Annotated in this window: 15 protein-coding genes; 6 read left to right on the forward strand and 9 right to left on the reverse strand. The window is 65.1% G+C overall.

Features of this window, described 5'->3' with window-relative positions:
• Positions 1 to 46: 46 nt before the first annotated feature.
• A complete protein-coding gene (dapB, locus tag C6W88_RS05510; RefSeq protein ID WP_045992279.1) occupies positions 47 to 865 on the reverse strand; it encodes a 4-hydroxy-tetrahydrodipicolinate reductase in 819 nt (272 codons plus the stop codon).
• A gap of 152 nt (positions 866 to 1,017) precedes the next feature.
• On the opposite strand from dapB, the gene C6W88_RS05515 reads away from it, so the two are divergent.
• Positions 1,018 to 2,103, forward strand: coding sequence for an esterase-like activity of phytase family protein (locus C6W88_RS05515; RefSeq protein ID WP_108131795.1), 1,086 nt, complete (start codon positions 1,018 to 1,020; stop codon positions 2,101 to 2,103).
• On the opposite strand, the gene C6W88_RS05520 is transcribed toward C6W88_RS05515, so the two are convergent.
• From C6W88_RS05520 to C6W88_RS05530, 3 genes are all read right to left on the reverse strand, one after another.
• Complete coding sequence (locus C6W88_RS05520; protein WP_108131796.1) at positions 2,104 to 2,925, reverse strand: class I SAM-dependent methyltransferase; 822 nt, start codon at positions 2,923 to 2,925, stop codon at positions 2,104 to 2,106. It lies immediately after the preceding gene.
• A gap of 141 nt (positions 2,926 to 3,066) precedes the next feature.
• Positions 3,067 to 4,002 (reverse strand): DMT family transporter, encoded by a 936-nt coding sequence (locus C6W88_RS05525; protein WP_231498549.1) that lies wholly within the window; start codon positions 4,000 to 4,002, stop codon positions 3,067 to 3,069.
• The gene (locus C6W88_RS05530) at positions 3,992 to 4,522 is read right to left on the reverse strand and encodes a MarR family winged helix-turn-helix transcriptional regulator (RefSeq protein WP_108131798.1); all 531 of its coding nucleotides are present in this window, start codon (positions 4,520 to 4,522) and stop codon (positions 3,992 to 3,994) included. The genes C6W88_RS05525 and C6W88_RS05530 overlap by 11 nt, the downstream gene beginning before the upstream one ends.
• 172 nt (positions 4,523 to 4,694) lie before the next feature.
• On the opposite strand from C6W88_RS05530, the gene corA reads away from it, so the two are divergent.
• A complete protein-coding gene (gene corA, locus C6W88_RS05535) occupies positions 4,695 to 5,660 on the forward strand; it encodes a magnesium/cobalt transporter CorA (RefSeq protein ID WP_108131799.1) in 966 nt (321 codons plus the stop codon).
• A 22-nt stretch (positions 5,661 to 5,682) separates the two neighbouring features.
• Here the strand turns inward: corA and C6W88_RS05540 are convergent, their stop codons facing one another.
• Positions 5,683 to 5,955: a DUF2218 domain-containing protein gene (locus C6W88_RS05540; protein ID WP_045992284.1), complete on the reverse strand. Its 273-nt coding sequence runs from the start codon at positions 5,953 to 5,955 to the stop codon at positions 5,683 to 5,685.
• A 149-nt stretch (positions 5,956 to 6,104) separates the two neighbouring features.
• Between C6W88_RS05540 and C6W88_RS05545 the strand changes: the two genes are divergently transcribed.
• From C6W88_RS05545 to C6W88_RS05555, 3 genes are read left to right on the forward strand one after another with little or no spacing between them, the layout of a single operon-like run.
• Entirely contained in the window at positions 6,105 to 7,238 is a 1,134-nt protein-coding gene (locus tag C6W88_RS05545) for an ABC transporter substrate-binding protein (RefSeq protein ID WP_375038253.1), read from the forward strand.
• Positions 7,228 to 8,298 carry a FecCD family ABC transporter permease gene (locus C6W88_RS05550; RefSeq protein ID WP_108131801.1) on the forward strand — a complete coding sequence of 357 codons (1,071 nt, stop codon included), beginning with the start codon at positions 7,228 to 7,230 and terminating at the stop codon, positions 8,296 to 8,298. The genes C6W88_RS05545 and C6W88_RS05550 overlap by 11 nt, the downstream gene beginning before the upstream one ends.
• Entirely contained in the window at positions 8,292 to 9,041 is a 750-nt protein-coding gene (locus tag C6W88_RS05555) for an ABC transporter ATP-binding protein (protein WP_108131802.1), read from the forward strand. The genes C6W88_RS05550 and C6W88_RS05555 overlap by 7 nt, the downstream gene beginning before the upstream one ends.
• Position 9,042: 1 nt before the next feature.
• Here C6W88_RS05555 and C6W88_RS05560 read toward each other — a convergent pair whose 3' ends face one another.
• From C6W88_RS05560 to grpE, 4 genes are all read right to left on the reverse strand, one after another.
• Complete coding sequence (locus tag C6W88_RS05560; protein WP_108131803.1) at positions 9,043 to 9,957, reverse strand: DMT family transporter; 915 nt, start codon at positions 9,955 to 9,957, stop codon at positions 9,043 to 9,045.
• Positions 9,958 to 10,170: 213 nt separating this feature from the next.
• The gene (gene dnaJ / locus C6W88_RS05565; RefSeq protein WP_045992286.1) at positions 10,171 to 11,307 is read right to left on the reverse strand and encodes a molecular chaperone DnaJ; all 1,137 of its coding nucleotides are present in this window, start codon (positions 11,305 to 11,307) and stop codon (positions 10,171 to 10,173) included.
• Positions 11,308 to 11,397: 90 nt separating this feature from the next.
• On the reverse strand, positions 11,398 to 13,323 hold the full coding sequence (gene dnaK, locus C6W88_RS05570) for a molecular chaperone DnaK (protein ID WP_108131804.1): 1,926 nt from the start codon (positions 13,321 to 13,323) through the stop codon (positions 11,398 to 11,400).
• A gap of 159 nt (positions 13,324 to 13,482) precedes the next feature.
• Positions 13,483 to 14,127, reverse strand: a complete 645-nt coding sequence (gene grpE / locus C6W88_RS05575; RefSeq protein ID WP_108131805.1) for a nucleotide exchange factor GrpE — start codon at positions 14,125 to 14,127, stop codon at positions 13,483 to 13,485.
• 397 nt (positions 14,128 to 14,524) lie between these two features.
• Here grpE and recN point away from each other — a divergent pair, with 397 nt between their 5' ends.
• On the forward strand, positions 14,525 to 16,198 hold the full coding sequence (gene recN, locus C6W88_RS05580) for a DNA repair protein RecN (protein WP_108131806.1): 1,674 nt from the start codon (positions 14,525 to 14,527) through the stop codon (positions 16,196 to 16,198).
• The last annotated feature ends 172 nt before the right edge of the window (positions 16,199 to 16,370 follow it).

Raw genomic sequence — 16,370 nt, forward strand, 5'->3', positions numbered from 1 at the left:
TGCCATGGGTAACACCACCCGCGACGTCGCCAGAGGCCCACAAAACTCAGTCCAGGCCCAGCACGTCGGACATGCCGTAGCGTCCCGCCTCACGCTCGGCGACCCAGCGTGCTGCGCGCACCGCGCCCCGGGCGAAGGTCATGCGGCTGGACGCCTTGTGAGTGATCTCGATGCGCTCGCCTTCGGTAGCGAACATCACGGTATGCTCCCCGACGATATCGCCGGCACGCACCGTGGCGAAGCCGATTTCCTTGGGATCGCGAGGACCGCACTGGCCTACCCGCTCGAACACCCCGTGCTCCTTGAGGTTGCGATCCAGCGCCCCGGCGACCACCTCGCCCATGCGCAGGGCGGTACCGGACGGCGCATCGACCTTGTGACGATGGTGAGACTCGATGACCTCGATGTCATAGCCCTCGTCGCCCAGCGCCTTCGCTGCAGTCTCCAGAAGCTTCAGGGTCAGATTGACGCCGACGCTCATGTTGGGCGCAAACACCGTGGGCACTCGCTCGGCATAACCGTCGAGCTCGGCCTGCTCGTCATCGGACAGGCCGGTGGTGCCGATGACGATGGCCTTGCCATGCTCGGCACAGAAGGCCAGGTTGGCCAGGGTCACCTTGGGTGCGGTGAAATCGATCAGCACGTCGAAGTCATCGACGATGGCCTCGAGGGAGTCCACTGCCGCCACGCCCTGGCGGCCGACGCCGGCCAGCTCGCCCAGATCGGCGCCAGCCAGCGAACTGCCCGGCTCGACGATGCCGCCGGCGAGGACGGCGTCGTCGTCCTGCATCACGGCGTTGACCAGGGTGCGGCCCATGCGGCCGGCGACGCCGACGATGGCGATACGGGGGGCGGTACGGCTCATGCAATCTCCTGGAGAAACGAGAGTTCGAACAGACAGGCGGATCAACGTAGATACGCCAAAATGTAAAGGGATTCGGCGCAGTATACCAACGTCGCTCCCTCTTGCCTCGCCCTGGCCTTCACGCTGACATTCCCGCCCGACAGGACCGCCCCATGCCGTTCAGAAAAATGCTCCGATTGCCCCTTATCAGCACGCTGGCAGCGTCCCTGTGGCTTGGCGGCTGCACCGCCCAGGTCAAGCCGACCAGCTTGCAGGGCGAGGCCCCCGCCCAGCCGGGGCTGAGCATGTGCGGCACCCTGGCACTACCGAGCCAGTGGCGTCCCACCGAAAACAACACCAGCGTTCCCCTGGGTGGTCTCTCGGCCATGGCCTGGGACCCAGACGACAACCTGCTGCACCTGGTATCCGATCGCGGACGCGTACACCAGGCAAGGCCAGTACTTGAAGATGGCCGGCTGGTGGACCTGCGCCCACTCGCCAGCCACCGATTGAAGGCGCAGGACGGTACGCCGCTGGAAGGCAAGGCCGCAGACGCCGAGTCGCTGGTGCTGGCGGGCGCCGATGATGGCGTCACCGGCAACACCGAACTACTGATCGGCTTCGAGCAGGATCATCGCGTGCAGCGTTTCGCTCTCGACGGGATGCCGAAAGGCGAACCACTGCGCTCCACGGCCAGCCACAACGCCGGTGATAACGAAAGCCTGGAAGCGCTGGCCCGAGTGCCGGGCATCGGGCTGGTGGCGGGCCTGGAGTCACCCCCCGACGACATGAACGCGCAAGATGGCGTCAGGCACACCCTTCTGTTCAGCCTGGCGGAGAACGCTACCGACACGCGCCGGTGGCATTACCCACTGGCCTCACCGGCCGACAGCGCCCTGACCGAGCTGCTGGCGCTGGAGGACACTGTAACCGAGACTCCACCGCGGCTGCTGGCGCTGGAACGGGCCTTTTCTCCGCCACGTCCGCTGACCATCAGCTTAAGCCTGGTGGAGCTGCTGCCACCGCCGCAGGTACGGGTGACACGCCTGGCCAGCCTGTCCGCCGGAGAAGGCTGGCGCGTCGACAACATGGAGGGGCTAGCGCGATTGCCCGGTGGCGAATTTCTGATGGTCAGCGACGACAACTTCAGCGCCCTGCAGCGCAACCTGCTCGGCTGCTATCGACTGACCGATAAGGCGCTCTCTCTCTCGACGCTGGATCTACCCGTGCCAACGGCCGGTAATGCCACTGCCCGCTGATCAGCGGCGGGCCACCAACAGGTGGTGATTGAAGCCGTCGGGGCCCCACAGCCAGGCCGACTCAGCATCGGTGAAGCGCAGCGGCTCGCGCCTGACCTGGGAGAAGCCGACCGACTGCAGTGTCTTGACCACGGTACGCCCGGGGATCGCCACGTGGTCCACCGGCAAGACTTCATCTCCGGCGCGCACCTGACCAGGCACCAGACTCCAGGGCCGGGGCCGCTCGCCCGGCGCCACACCCGGGTCGTAGCGATAGCTGGTCAACGCCTCGAGGCGATCCATACGCGCCGGGTCAAGCACATAGTCGTGGGTGATATCGAGCCACACCAGCAGACCGCCGGGCTTGAGCGCTTCGAACAGGTTTCGGCAGGCACGGGTGAGCATGGCCTGGTGCTGGATGAAGTGGAAGGCGAAGACACTGACCAGGGTATCGAAGGGTGCCTCCGGCAGAACAAGCTTGCGATAGGCGTCCTCGACCCGAAAGCCGAGGCCCGGTGCCTGGTGGCGCCGGCTGGCCAGCGCGACCTGGGAGGGGCTGATGTCGATACCCAGCACCTCTTGCGCCCCCTTGCTCTTGAGCTCGGCCGCCAGCGCTCCGTTGCCACAGCCCACATCAAGAAGACGCTTGCCGACCAGATCTTCTTCCAGATTGAGATAGTGAAGAACGGAACCGGTGAAGGTGCCGTATCGCTCGTCGCGGGCCAGCTGGTCATAGCGCTCGCTCAGCGCCTCGGAGAAGACGTCGTTGGCAAGGCCGCGGTCGCCAGGCTGCTGACAAGGGGAAACGGCTTGTGCGCCGAGAAGGGGGCTGGCTGACGGCATGGGGGGCTCCTTGGCATTGATGCGCCTTTGCCCCACCTTTACAGCTTCATATAACCACCACCACACCGCACTAAGCCAAATCCGTACACCGCCCACCTCTTTGCCCAATGATGCAAAGATGTCTGAGTAAAACTCGCCTGCTCACGCCTGGCTGCGCAGCTTGACGTCCCGCCGCAGCAGCAGCGCGATGGCCAGCACGACCAGCAGACTGCCCGGCAGCCATTCGAGTGCAAGGCGTTCAGGCGCCTGGGCAAACAGCAACAGCATCGACACAAAGGGCACCAGATAGCCGTAGGCGGTAACCGCCGCCGGGGTCAGGATGGCGGTCGCCCGCTGCTGCAGCCAGAAGGTCATTCCGCTGGAGAAGAGCCCGAGATAGGCCACCACCGCCAGATCGAACAGCGTCATTCGGCCCAGCGCGGCCGGATCCCCGAAGACCAGACCCGAAAACCCGATCAGCAGTGCCCCCATCACCAGGCTCCACAGGGTACGCACCCCCGCGTGCTCAGATAGCCAGCCCTTCGCCAACCCCAATTTGGACAACACCGGATACATCGCCGAGGCGATGCAACCAGCGAAGAAGGCGGCTTCGCCCACGCCGAACTGCAGGCGGGCAAAGGAGCCACCGGCCTCGGCCCAGGCCAGCCCCACGGCGCCGACGGCGCCAAGTACCAGCAAGGCCAGCAGCGCCAAAGCACGGTGCTCGACCCCCACCAGCCGGCCCAGGCCGTAGGCCAGCAGCGGCACGCTGACGAACAGCGTGGCCATGGACAGCGCCGTGGTCAGGTGCGCCGCCCAGAACATGGTGCCGAAGAAGCTCGCCAGACAGAGCCCCATCAACCCATAGAGCCCGAGCCCGGCCAGACTCGGCCGGAGACCAGGCGCACCCCACACCAGCGGCAACACCGCCAGAGCGGCAATCACGAAGCGCAGTGCGGTCAGCGACAGTGGCGGAAGCCCTTCACTCAACATCCCCACCGCCGGAAAGGACAGCCCCACCAGCGTCGCCCACACCAGCATCCCGGCGTGGGCCCACCACACACTGCTATCGCTGGACACCCGGCAATCAGTCGTCATCACGGCTGACCTCCCCTTCCAGCGCCAACAGCAACTGGCGTAGACCAGCCGCCAGGCCTGCCGCCTCATCATCTGCCAGGGTGGCGCGCATCGAAGCGAGTTCAGCCAGGTAGGCGTCCAGCAGCGCCGGCATCATGGCCTTTCCCGACTCACTGATACGAATCAGTACACTGCGACGATCTTCAGGGTTGGCAACACGCTCCACCAGGCCACGACTGGCGAGCCGATCGAGGCGGTGGGTCATGGCCCCTGAACTCAGCACCACCGCCTCGCACAGGGCGTTCGGTGTCAGCCCCTCGTGCACGTCGCGCCGGTAGAGGGTCGCCAGCAGGTCAAACTCGCCTTCCTTCAAGCCGTGCTGCCGGAATACCGCCTGAACCCGACGGTCGACATGCTTCAGCACGCGATACAGCCGGGTAAAGATGCCCATGTCGCCAGGGTCGCGATCCGGGAGAACCCTGCACCACTCCGCCATCAGTCGATCGATGGCATCGTTCGGCCCGGTGAACGGAACCTGCATATCACTTATCTCCAAGAAAAGTATCTTCACTTGAAGATAGTTATTCCGACGCAAAATGCCAAGCCCCTCATGCCCACAACGCCGAACAGCGATGGTCGCCTGGGCGCAACATGCAGTCGGCAACCGCGACGTAGCGTCTACCTTTTCCTCAGAACCACGATAGGGGACAACGATGATCGTCAACTGCGTGGCGTATGAAGAAGGACGGCGTCTTTGCAACATCGACAGAGGCGAGATCGATGACTACCGCTCGCGCTCGAACTGCTTTGTCTGGGTGGCGCTGCACGACCCGGACGCCGAGGAGCTCTCCACCTTTCAGGACATCTTCGCGCTGCATGAACTGGCCGTGGAGGATGCCCTGGTCGGCGAACAGCGCCCCAAGGTGGAGGAATACGGCGACGCTCTGTTCGTCGTCACCCAAGTGATCAGCGTCAATCAGGGCGAGGTGCAGCATGGCCAGCTGGCCATCTTTGCCGGTCCCGGCTATGTACTGTCGGTACGTCAGCACTCCGGGCGTGGATTCACCGACGTGCGCGCCCGCTGCGAGCGCGAGCCCGAACTGCTCAAGCAGGGGCCGGCCTTCGTGCTCTATGCGCTGATGGACGTGGTCGTGGACCGCTACTTCCCGGTGCTCGAAGAACTCGAGGCCGAACTGGAAAGTATCGAGGACCAGATCTTCGTCCGTGGCAGCGCCCGCGCCAGCCTTGAGCGGCTGTATCAGCTCAAGCGCCGCACCATGTGCGTCAAGCACGCGGTGACCCCACTGGCCGAAGCCAGCTCCCACCTGTTCGGTGGACGCGTCCCGACGCTGTGCTACGAGACCCAGGACTACTTCCGCGATGTCTACGACCACCTGCATCGAATCGAGGCGGCCATCGATACCATTCGCGAAACCATCATTACCGCCATCCAGGTCAACCTGTCGATGGTGGCCATCGACGAGAGCGAGGTGCACAAGCGCCTGGCCTCCTGGGCGGCGATCTTCGCGGTGGCGACCATCCTCGCCGGCATCTGGGGGATGAACTTCACCCATATGCCGGAACTGGACTGGCGGCTGGGCTATCCGCTGGCGCTGGTAATGATGGTCCTGTGCTGCGGCGCGCTCTACCGACGCTTCCGTCGCACCGGCTGGCTATAGCGCCGATCGCGTCCAGCCAAACTCACTGCCAGACGACGCTGAGCGGCTCCTTGCCCGCCATCCGCTCCAGGTGGCTGGCCACCACGTCCTTGAGGCGCTCCAGCCGCTCGGCGTCCTCGGCCTGGAGGTCGACGCTGAGCTGCGAGTCGGACGCCTTCATCCAGCACTCGCCGCCGGGGAACACCACGTGACCGCTCTCGGCATCCACCTCGAGCTTGTGGGCCCAGTGCTTGCACAGGCGATTGATCAAGCGTTGCCCTGATGCGGTCTCGACGAAGGCTCGGGATTCCACCATACTTTCCACCGTTTTTTGCGAATGCGAATGTATCGCAGAATAATATCGCCTAAGGATCCTCAGCATCAGGCAACGACGTGTTGCTGTTCATCGTACCCACGCATGCCACACCCGCCGGCCACTTCACTGGAAACCAGCGCCCCATGAATATCCCTGCCTCCACCCGACTCACCCCCGCCTGTCTCGCCGCGGCCTTGTCTGTTGTTGCCTGCGACGCGCTGGCCGAACCCACCACCATCACCGACGTCGCCGGGCGCGAAGTCACCCTGGACACACCGGTAGAACGCGTCATCCTCGGCGAAGGCCGTCAGATCTACCTGCTCGGTGCGCTCCAGCCGGATAACCCCTTCGCCGGCGTGGTGGGCTGGCGCGAAGACTTTTCACAGGCCGACCCGGACAGCTATGCCCGCTACGCCGAGAAGTTTCCGCAGCTCGAGGATCTACCGACCTTCGGCGGCTTCAAGGACGGCACCTTCGACGTCGAACAGGCGGCGGCACTGTCACCAGACGTGGTGCTGATGAATCTGGAGGCCCGCGCTGCCACCGAGGACGCCGGCTACGACGACAAGCTGGCCGAACTCGATATCCCGATCGTCTACGTGGACTTTCGCGAGGACCCGCTGGAGCACACGGTGCCGTCGATGCGCCTGATGGGCGAACTACTGGGCAAGCAACAACAGGCCGATGCCTTTGTCGCCTTCGCCGAGGAGCAGCTCGCGCGGGTCACCAGCGTCATCGAAGAGGCCGATCCCGAACGTCCCCGGGTGTTCATCGATCGTGCCGGCGGCTATTCCGAAGACTGCTGCATGAGCTTCGGCCCAGGCAACTTCGGCGAGTACGTGGAACTGGCCGGCGGCAGCAACATCGCCGACGGCATTATCCCCAACACCTTCGGCACCCTGAACCCGGAGCAGATCATCGCCGCCAACCCCGACCACGTCGTGGTCACCGGCGGCAACTGGGACGCCTATGTACCCGGCGGCGACTGGGTCGGCATGGGCCCAGGCGCCGACATGGACGCCGCCCGCGCCAAGCTCCAGGCGCTGACCGAGCGCACCGCCATGACCGGCATCACGGCGGTAGACACCGACCAGTTCCACGCCATCTGGCACCAGTTCTACAACAACCCCTACTACTTCATCGCCGTCCAGCAATTGGCCAAGTGGCTGCATCCGGAGCTGTTCACCGAGCTCGACCCCGAGGCCACCTTCAAGGAACTCCACCAGCGCTTTCTCCCGGTGGACTACGAGCCCGGCTACTGGATCTCCCTGAATGACCAGTGACAGCGCATGCATCGAGCCCACCAGCGGCGGGCGCCATGCTTACCGCGCCCTGGTCGCGCGCCGCCAGCTGATCCTGGCGGCGCTGGTCGCCGCCCTGGCGCTGAGCCTGTGCATCGACCTGGCGCTGGGTCCGGCACGCTTCACTCTTGGTGAGGTGGTCGCAGCCCTGTTCACCCCCGACCAGGTCAGCGACCAGACTCGGGTGATCCTGTGGCAGATCCGCATGCCAGTGGCGCTGATGGCACTGGTGGTGGGCGCCAGCCTGTCGATCGCAGGGGCTCAGATGCAGACCATCCTCAGCAACCCCCTGGCCAGCCCCTTCACCCTGGGCATCTCCGCGGGAGCCAGCTTCGGTGCAGCACTGGCGCTGGCCTTCGGCGTGGCCATCGTGCCGGCGGCATTGGATTACGTCATCCCGATCAACGCCTTCGTGATGGCCATGGTCACTGCCTTCTTCATCCATGCCCTTAGCCTCAAGCGCGGCGTCACCATCGAGACCATCGTGCTGCTAGGCATCGCCATGGTGTTCATCTTCAACTCGCTGATGGCGCTGATCCAGTTCTTCGCCAGCCAGCAGGCGGTGTCGGCGGTGGTGTTCTGGACCATGGGCAGCCTGACCAAGGCCACCTGGCCCAAGCTGTGGATCGCCCTCGGCGTACTGCTCGCGGTGCTGCCGCTGCTGGCTCGTCACGGCTGGGCCTTGACCGCCATGCGCCTGGGCGACGCCAAGGCGGAAAGCATGGGCATCAGACCTCGTCGCCTGCGTCTGGAAGTGCTGGTGCTGGTGTCGCTGCTGGCGGCGGTGTCGGTCGCCTTCGTCGGCACCATCGGCTTCATCGGCCTGGTCGGGCCGCATATCGCGCGCCTGCTGGTGGGCGAGGATCAGCGCTTCTTTCTGCCCGGCTCCGCCCTGTGCGGCGCCTTGATCCTGTCGATCGGCTCGGTGCTGTCCAAGGTCATCCTACCCGGCACCATCATCCCGATCGGGATCATCACCTCACTGGTGGGAATTCCGTTTTTCCTGTTTCTCGTGCTCAACCACAAGAAGGCCTCATGGTAAGCCTCAGCCTCCACCAGCTATCCGCCCGCTACGGCCGGCGCCAGATCCTCGATGAGATCACCACGCCAACCTTCCACGGCGGCCAGGTGGTGGCCCTGCTCGGGCCCAACGCAGCGGGCAAGTCAACGCTGTTCCGGCGCATCTTCGGCGTACTCAAGGGCCCAGGCGAGATACGCCTGGAAGGCTCCCGTCGAGAACGCCCGATGGCCTACATGACCCAGGACAATGGCGCCAGCGCAGTGCTGACGGTGTACGAAGCGGTACTGCTGGCGCGCATGCAGGGGCGCGGCATGAAGGTTCAGCCCGAAGACCTGACCCAGGTGGAGCGCGCCCTGGACGAATTAGGCATCAGCGCCCTCGGCGAGCGAGATATCGGCGATCTCAGCGGTGGTCAGCGGCAGATGGTCAACGCCGCCCAGGCGCTGGTTCAGGAGCCCGAAGTGCTGCTGCTCGACGAGCCGACCTCGGCGCTGGACCTGCATCGTCAGGTGGGCCTGCTGACCATCCTGCGCCGTCTGGCCCGAGAACGCGGCATGCTGATCCTGGTGGCGATGCACGACCTCGGCCAGGCGCTGCGTTTCACCGATCAGGCGATGCTGCTGGAACAGGGGCGCCTGGTCGCCTGTGGCCCGACTTCGGACGTGGTTACCAGCGAACTGGTCGAAAAGGTGTATCGCGTCAGGGCGCGAATAGAACCGTGTTCAAAAGGCCAACCTCAACTGATCGTCGAGGCCGCCATCTAAACTAGTCTTTCTCGGGCGGCGAGCGCCGGCGCGGCCACCCCAGGCGACGGCCTTCCATGGCGGCCAGGGCGGCACCGCCGAGCAACAGCGGCAGCGCCAGCAGAAAGCCGCTCGACAACGGCTGGCCAAACAGCCAGAGATCGGCCAGCACCGGCCACACCAGGGCGATGTACTCGAAGGGGGCAAGCCTCGACACCTCGGCAAAGCGCAGCGCCAAGGTCATGCAAATATGCGCCGCGCCGCCCAGCAACCCGGCCAGGATCAGCAGCGTCAGCGTCTGGGTCGGCAGTGCTACCCAGCCCAGCGGCAGGGTCGCCAGGCCCGCCAGGGTGCAGGCCAGCACAAAGTAGAAGGCGATGGCACCGGCCCCCTCAGTGCGCGAGATGCGCCGCACCGTGACCAGCGCCGCAGCCGTCAGCGACGCCCCCAGCACACCGAGCGCGTAACCCGACAACTGCCCGGCCTTGTCGGCGTTGCCGATATCCGGCACCACCAGCACCGCCACCCCGCCCACGGCGAGCAACAGTGCCAGCGCTCGCGGTGGGGTAAAGCGCTCGCCCAGCAGCACCACGCCGCCGATCGCCATCAGTACCGGCGCCAATTGGGCCAGCAAGGTGGCCTCGGCTACGGGCAGGCGCGCCAGGGCCGCAAAGGTGGCAAACATCGAGGCGGCGCCGAGGCTCGAGCGCAGCAGATGGCCCAAGGGGCGCCGGGTCGCCAGCCCTGCCGGAAACTCCCGACGCCAGGCCAGAAACAGCACGATCGGCAACAGCGCAAAGGCCGAGCGATAGAACACCACCTGGCCCAGCGGCACCTCGTCGCTCACCCACTTCACGCACACCAGCATGGCGGCGAACAGCACCCCGGAGGCGATGCGCAGCACGATGCCCGCCAGGGGCCTATCCCTATCACTCATGATCATCGTCCCTGTTCAGAAGAGCCGCGCCGTCCACAAGCTCTGCCCCACCCAATCAAGCTGCCCATCAGAAGCGCCCGAGCGTGACGCCCCGCTGACGGCCCATGTGCAGCCGACACAAAAAACCGACCCCCGGCGCCAGGCGTCGGGGGTCGATCATCGTCACTAAGCCCTGGTCGGCGCAGGATCACTCCTGGCCCGAGGGTACGCGACTTACAGCTTCATATCTTCGAAGAACTTCTTCACCCCGTCGAAGAAGCTCGACTTCTTCGGCGAGTGCTGGGCGTTGCTGCCACCCAGGCTGTCCTGGAACTTGCGCAGCAGATCCTTCTGTTCCTCGCTGAGCTTGACCGGGGTTTCCACCACCACCCGGCACAACAGATCGCCGGCGGGGCCGCCGCGTACCGGCTTGACACCCTTGCCGCGCAGGCGGAACAGCTTGCCGGTCTGGGTTTCCGCCGGAATCTTCAGCTTCACCCGACCATCCAGCGTCGGCACTTCGAGCTCACCGCCAAGGGCGGCGTCGACGAAGTTGATCGGTACCTCACACTGCAGGTGACGCCCTTCGCGCTCGAAGATATGGTGCGGCTTGATCGCGACCTGCACGTACAGGTCCCCGGGTGGACCGCCGTTGATACCGGCTTCGCCCTCGCCATTGAGTCGAATGCGATCGCCGGAATCGACGCCGGCCGGAATCTTCACCGACAGGGTGCGGGTCTCGCGCACGCGACCTTCGCCATGACAGGCGTGGCACGGCACCTTGATGTGCTGGCCGCTGCCGTGACAGGTCGGGCAGGTCTGCTGCACGGCAAAGAAGCCCTGCTGCATGCGAACCTGACCGTGTCCGTGACAGGTCGGGCAGGTTTCCTTGGTGGAACCCGGCTCGGCACCTTCGCCGTCGCAGCGCTCACATTCGATGTGACGCGGCACACGGATGTCGACACTGGTGCCGGCCACCGCGCTCTCGAGGTCAAGCTCGAGGTTGTAGCGCAGGTCGCTGCCCCGCTGGGGCGCATTGGGGTTACGACGTCCGCCGCCACCGCCGAAGATGTCACCGAAGACATCACCGAAGATGTCACTGAAGCCGCCAGCCCCGGCGCCGCCAAAGCCACCACCGCCCTGGCCGTCGACGCCGGCATGGCCAAACTGGTCGTAGGCCGCACGCTTCTCGCTGTCGGTCAGGACCTCGTAGGCCTCGGACACTTCACGGAATTTTTCCGCCGAGGTGTCATCGTCCGGGTTACGGTCCGGGTGGTACTTCTGTGCCAGGCGCCGATAGGCCTTCTTGATGTCCTTCTGATCGGCACCGCGCTCGACACCTAGTACCTCGTAGTAGTCTCTCTTGGACATGGGTCTGTCCGCCTCCGTCGCGACGCTCAGCAACACCAACGCGGGAGTCCGGCTCCCGCGTTGGCGTCATCCGAGGTTCAGATGTCGTGGTTACTGCTTTTTCTGGTCGTCGTTGACTTCTTCATACTCGGCGTCGACCACGTCATCTTCCTTCTTGGCGCCAGCGTCGGCGTCACCCGCCTGCTGGCCAGCGTCCGCCTGCTCGGCGTACATCTTCTGCGCCAGGTTGCCGGAGGCCTCGGTCAGGGCGTCGAGCTTGGCCTGGATGGCATCCTTGTCGTCGCCCTGCAGCGCTTCCTCGAGCTCCTTGATGGCGCTCTCGATGGCCTGCTTCTCTTCCTCGGAGGCCTTGTCGCCGGCTTCCTCTAGGGTCTTGCGAGAGGCGTGGATCATGCCGTCGGCCTGGTTGCGCAGCGCCACCAGTTCCTCGAACTTCTTGTCCTCGTCGGCGTGGGCCTCGGCGTCGCGGACCATCTGCTCGATCTCGTCGTCGGACAGGCCGCTGGAGGCCTTGATGACGATGGACTGTTCCTTGCCGGTGGCCTTGTCCTTGGCGGACACGTTGAGGATACCGTTGGCGTCCAGGTCGAAGGCTACCTCGATCTGCGGCACACCGCGCGGCGCCGGCGGAATGTCCGACAGGTCGAAGCGACCGAGCGACTTGTTGCCGCTGGACTGCTTGCGCTCACCCTGCAGCACGTGAATGGTCACGGCGGTCTGGTTGTCGTCCGCGGTGGAGAACACCTGGGTCTTCTTGGTCGGGATGGTGGTGTTCTTCTCGATCAGCGGCGTCATCACGCCACCCAGGGTCTCGATACCCAGTGTCAGCGGAGTCACGTCCAGCAGCAGCACGTCCTTGACGTCACCGCCGAGCACGCCGCCCTGGATCGCAGCACCCACGGCCACGGCTTCGTCCGGGTTGACGTCCTTGCGGGCGTCCTTGCCGAAGAACTCGGCGACCTTGGCCTGAACCATCGGCATACGGGTCTGGCCACCGACCAGGATGACGTCGTCGATCTCGGAGGCGGACAGGCCGGCGTCGGACAGCGCGGTCTTGCACGGCGCCAGTGAACGGCTCACCAGCTCTTCCACCAGCGACTCAAGCTTGGCCCGGGTCACCTTCACGTTGAGGTGCTTGGGACCGGTGTTGTCGGCGGTGATGTAAGGCAGGTTGACGTCGGTCTGCTGGGCGCTGGACAGCTCGATCTTGGCCTTCTCGGCGGCTTCCTTCAGGCGCTGCATGGCCAGGTTGTCGCCGGACAGGTCGATACCGCTGTCAGCCTTGAACTGGTCGACCAGGTAGTTGATCAGCTTGAGGTCGAAGTCCTCACCACCCAGGAAGGTGTCGCCGTTGGTGGCCAGCACCTCGAACTGCGTCTCGCCGTCGACGTCGGCCACTTCGATGATGGAGATATCGAAGGTACCGCCACCCAGGTCATAGACCGCGATGGTCTTGTCACCGCGTGACTTGTCCATGCCATAGGCAAGGGCAGCCGCGGTCGGCTCGTTGATGATGCGCTTGACCTCGAGACCGGCGATGCGACCCGCGTCCTTGGTGGCCTGACGCTGGCTGTCGTTGAAGTAGGCCGGCACGGTGATGACCGCCTCGGTCACTTCTTCGCCCAGGTAGTCCTCGGCGGTCTTCTTCATCTTCTTCAGCACTTCAGCGCTGACCTGGGGCGGTGCCAGCTTCTTGCCCTTGACCTCGACCCAGGCGTCGCCGTTGTCGGCTTCGGTGATGGTGTAGGGCACCATCTTGATGTCCTTCTGGACGACGTCGTCCTTGAAGCGACGGCCGATCAGGCGCTTGATCGCGTACAGGGTGTTTTCCGGGTTGGTCACCGCCTGACGCTTGGCCGCCTGACCCACCAGGGTCTCGCCATCATCGGTGTAGGCGATGATGGACGGGGTGGTACGTGCGCCTTCTGCGTTCTCGATTACCTTGGCGCTGTCGCCGTCGAGCACGGCCAGACAGGAGTTGGTGGTACCAAGGTCAATGCCGATGATGCGTCCCATAGGAAATCCTCGAATTCGTGTCTTGCGTAACTGAAGTTTGGCTTGCGGCGTTCGCCGCGGGGTTGCCGACTATCTGGGGGGCGTCTCCGCCGATTTCAAGGCCCCATGTTCAACTCCTGTCGACAACCCGTATCGGTCAGGCCCCGTGGGCCGGATGTTTCAGCCGGCCGCCTGGCTCACTACCACCATCGCCGGGCGCACCAGGCGTCCGTTGAGCACGTAGCCCTTCTGCATCACGTCGATGACGGTGTTGGGGTCGACCTCGGGGTTCGGCACCATGGCCATGGCCTCGTGGTACTGCGGGTCGAACGGCTCGCCCTGGGGCTCGACGATCTCGACGCCGAACTTGGCCAGTACGTCGAGCTGCATCTTCAGGGTCATGGAGACACCCTCGCGATGCACCTCGGAGGCGTCCTCACCCATGGCCTCAAGCGCCTTTTCCAGGCTGTCGACCACCGGAAGCAGGTCCTTGATGAACTTCTCCAGCGCAAACTTGCGCGCCTTCTCGGCCTCGGCTTCCGCCCGCCTGCGCACGTTCTGCGCCTCGGCGGCGGCACGCAGGGCCTGGTCCTTGGCCTCGGTCACGCTCTGCTCGAGCTCCTCGACGCGGGCCGCCAGCACCTCGGCCTCGGGGTTGTCACCGCCTTCCACGGCCTCGGCCTGTGCCTCACCCTCAGCCTGATCGACGATGTCCTCGAGTTCGCCCTCGACGGCCTCGGCAGCATCGACCGCCTGCTCCGGCTCGCCTTCCTGCTCCTGGCGAGCGAGTTCGTCATCCAACGGGGTCTGGGGATCTTTGGCCATGTGCAGCCTCCTGAAGAAGTCCAACAATTGCGGTAGCACCGCCTGTACAGTGGCTGGTCCGGGGACCAGAGGTTGCAGGGGTATATGGGGTTGGCCACAACAATCTCAAGGGGAAAGACGCAGATCCTGATCAGACTTTCCCCGGCAGGCCCAGGATTTGCCGCAGCGCTGACCCGCAACCACTGAAGTTGCTGCGCAAGGATGCATTGAGGGCGCGCCTGGACTACTGTATAAACAGACACCACATGGATGGATAAACAGTAATGCCAACCCCCATCCATTGCGCCATATCGATGCTCTAGCGATTGCGCGAGCGATTGCCGCACCCATCGCCCTGTACGACCGCCACCCTTGCACTGACCGTCGCACCGCTCGGTGACGCCACCAGGAGGCACGCATGCTGACCGAACTCTCGATCCAGGACTTCGCCATCGTCGACCACCTCGAACTCGAGCTCGAGGGCGGCATGACTGCCATCACCGGCGAGACCGGCGCCGGCAAGTCGATCCTGCTTGGCGCCCTGGGCCTGTGCCTGGGCGAACGCGCCGACGCCGGCAGCGTGCGCCACGGCCAGTCCAGAGCCGACCTGAGCGCGCGCTTCGACATTGCCAATCTGCCCAACGCCCGGGCCTGGCTTGCCAACCGAGAACTGCCCGATGACGACTGCCTGCTGCGGCGCGTGGTCACCAGAAGTGGTCGCTCCAAGGCCTGGATCAACGGCCAGCCGGCCACCATCGCCGACCTCAAGTCGCTGGGCGAGACCCTGATCGAGATCCACGGCCAGCACGCCCACCAGGCCCTGCTGGCCGAGGACACCCACCTGCGCCTGCTCGACGACCTGGCCGGCCACCGTGAATCGGTGAGCCGACTGGCCGAGCTCTATCGGGAGTGGCAGTCCACCCGGCGACAACTGAAACGGCTGGCCGACGACGGCGATGAAATCCGCGCCCGTCGCCAGCTGTTGCGCTATCAGGTGGAAGAACTCGACCAACTCGGCCTGGGCGAAGACGAGCTCGAACAACTCGAACGTGAACAGGAGCTGCTGGCCCACGCCGAATCGCGCCTGGCGGAGACCCAGTTCGCCCTCGACTGCTGCGATGGCGAGGAAGGCGGCGCCCTGCCCCTGCTCCACCAGGCCAGCCAGCGCCTGGCCGCCCTGCCCGGCAGCGACAAGGGAGCCCTGGCCAACGCCATCGCCTTGCTCGGTGACGCCAGCATTCAGCTCGAGGAAGCCGGCCGCGAACTGCATCAGGTGGTCGCCGACGTGGAGCTGGACCCGGAGCGCCTGGCCTGGGTAGAGCAGCGCCTGGGCGAGGCTCATCGCATCGCTCGCAAGCACCATGTACTGCCCGACGAGATCGTCGCCCTGCACCAGCGCCTGACGGCAGAACTTCAGGGACTGGAGGGCGGTGACGAGGACCTCGAGGCGCTGACCGAGAAGGCCGACGCCCTCAAGGCAGAATGGCGTGCCCTGGCAGAGACCGTCAGCGCCGCTCGCCAAAAGGCCGCCAAGCGTTTCGGCAAGGAAGTCCAGCAGCAACTGGCGTTTCTGGCCATGGGCAAGGCCCGCTTCGAGGTCGACGTCAGTCGGCGCGATGCCGCCGCTCCAGAGGGCATGGACCGGGTGCGCTTTCTGATCGCCGCCAACCCCGGCCAGCCGCCACGCCCGCTGGCCAAGGTAGCCTCCGGTGGCGAGCTGTCGCGTATCAGCCTGGCCATTCAGGTGATCGCCGCCCAGCACTCCACCATCCCCAGCCTGGTGTTCGATGAGGTCGACGTCGGGGTGTCCGGTGCCACCGCCGAGATCGTCGGCCAGCTGCTCAAGCGACTGGGCCAGGGTGGCCAGGTACTAACGGTGACCCACTTGCCCCAGGTCGCCGCCCAGGCCCACCACCATCTGCACATCGAGAAGAAGGCGCGCAAGGATTCCACCCGCACCCGCATGGCGCATCTGGACGAAGCCGGGCGGGTCGGCGAGCTGGCGCGCATGCTCGGCGGCGTCAAACTCTCGGACCAGACCCTGGCCCATGCCCGCGAGATGCTCGACGCAAGCCAAAGGGCGCACCACTAGGCCCGGCGAACCCAGACAGCACAGAAAAGCGATACTGAAGAGCAGTACGCAAGAAAAAGCAGCATTTTACAGTGAGCCAACAACGCAAGCGCCACGCCCCCAATTGACGGGGACGTGGCGCTTTTGTGTATCCACTGGCCGAACAGCGCTGATCACATCTTCCAGACACGAG

This window comes from Halomonas litopenaei, from assembly GCF_003045775.1.
Lineage (GTDB): Bacteria > Pseudomonadota > Gammaproteobacteria > Pseudomonadales > Halomonadaceae > Halomonas > Halomonas litopenaei.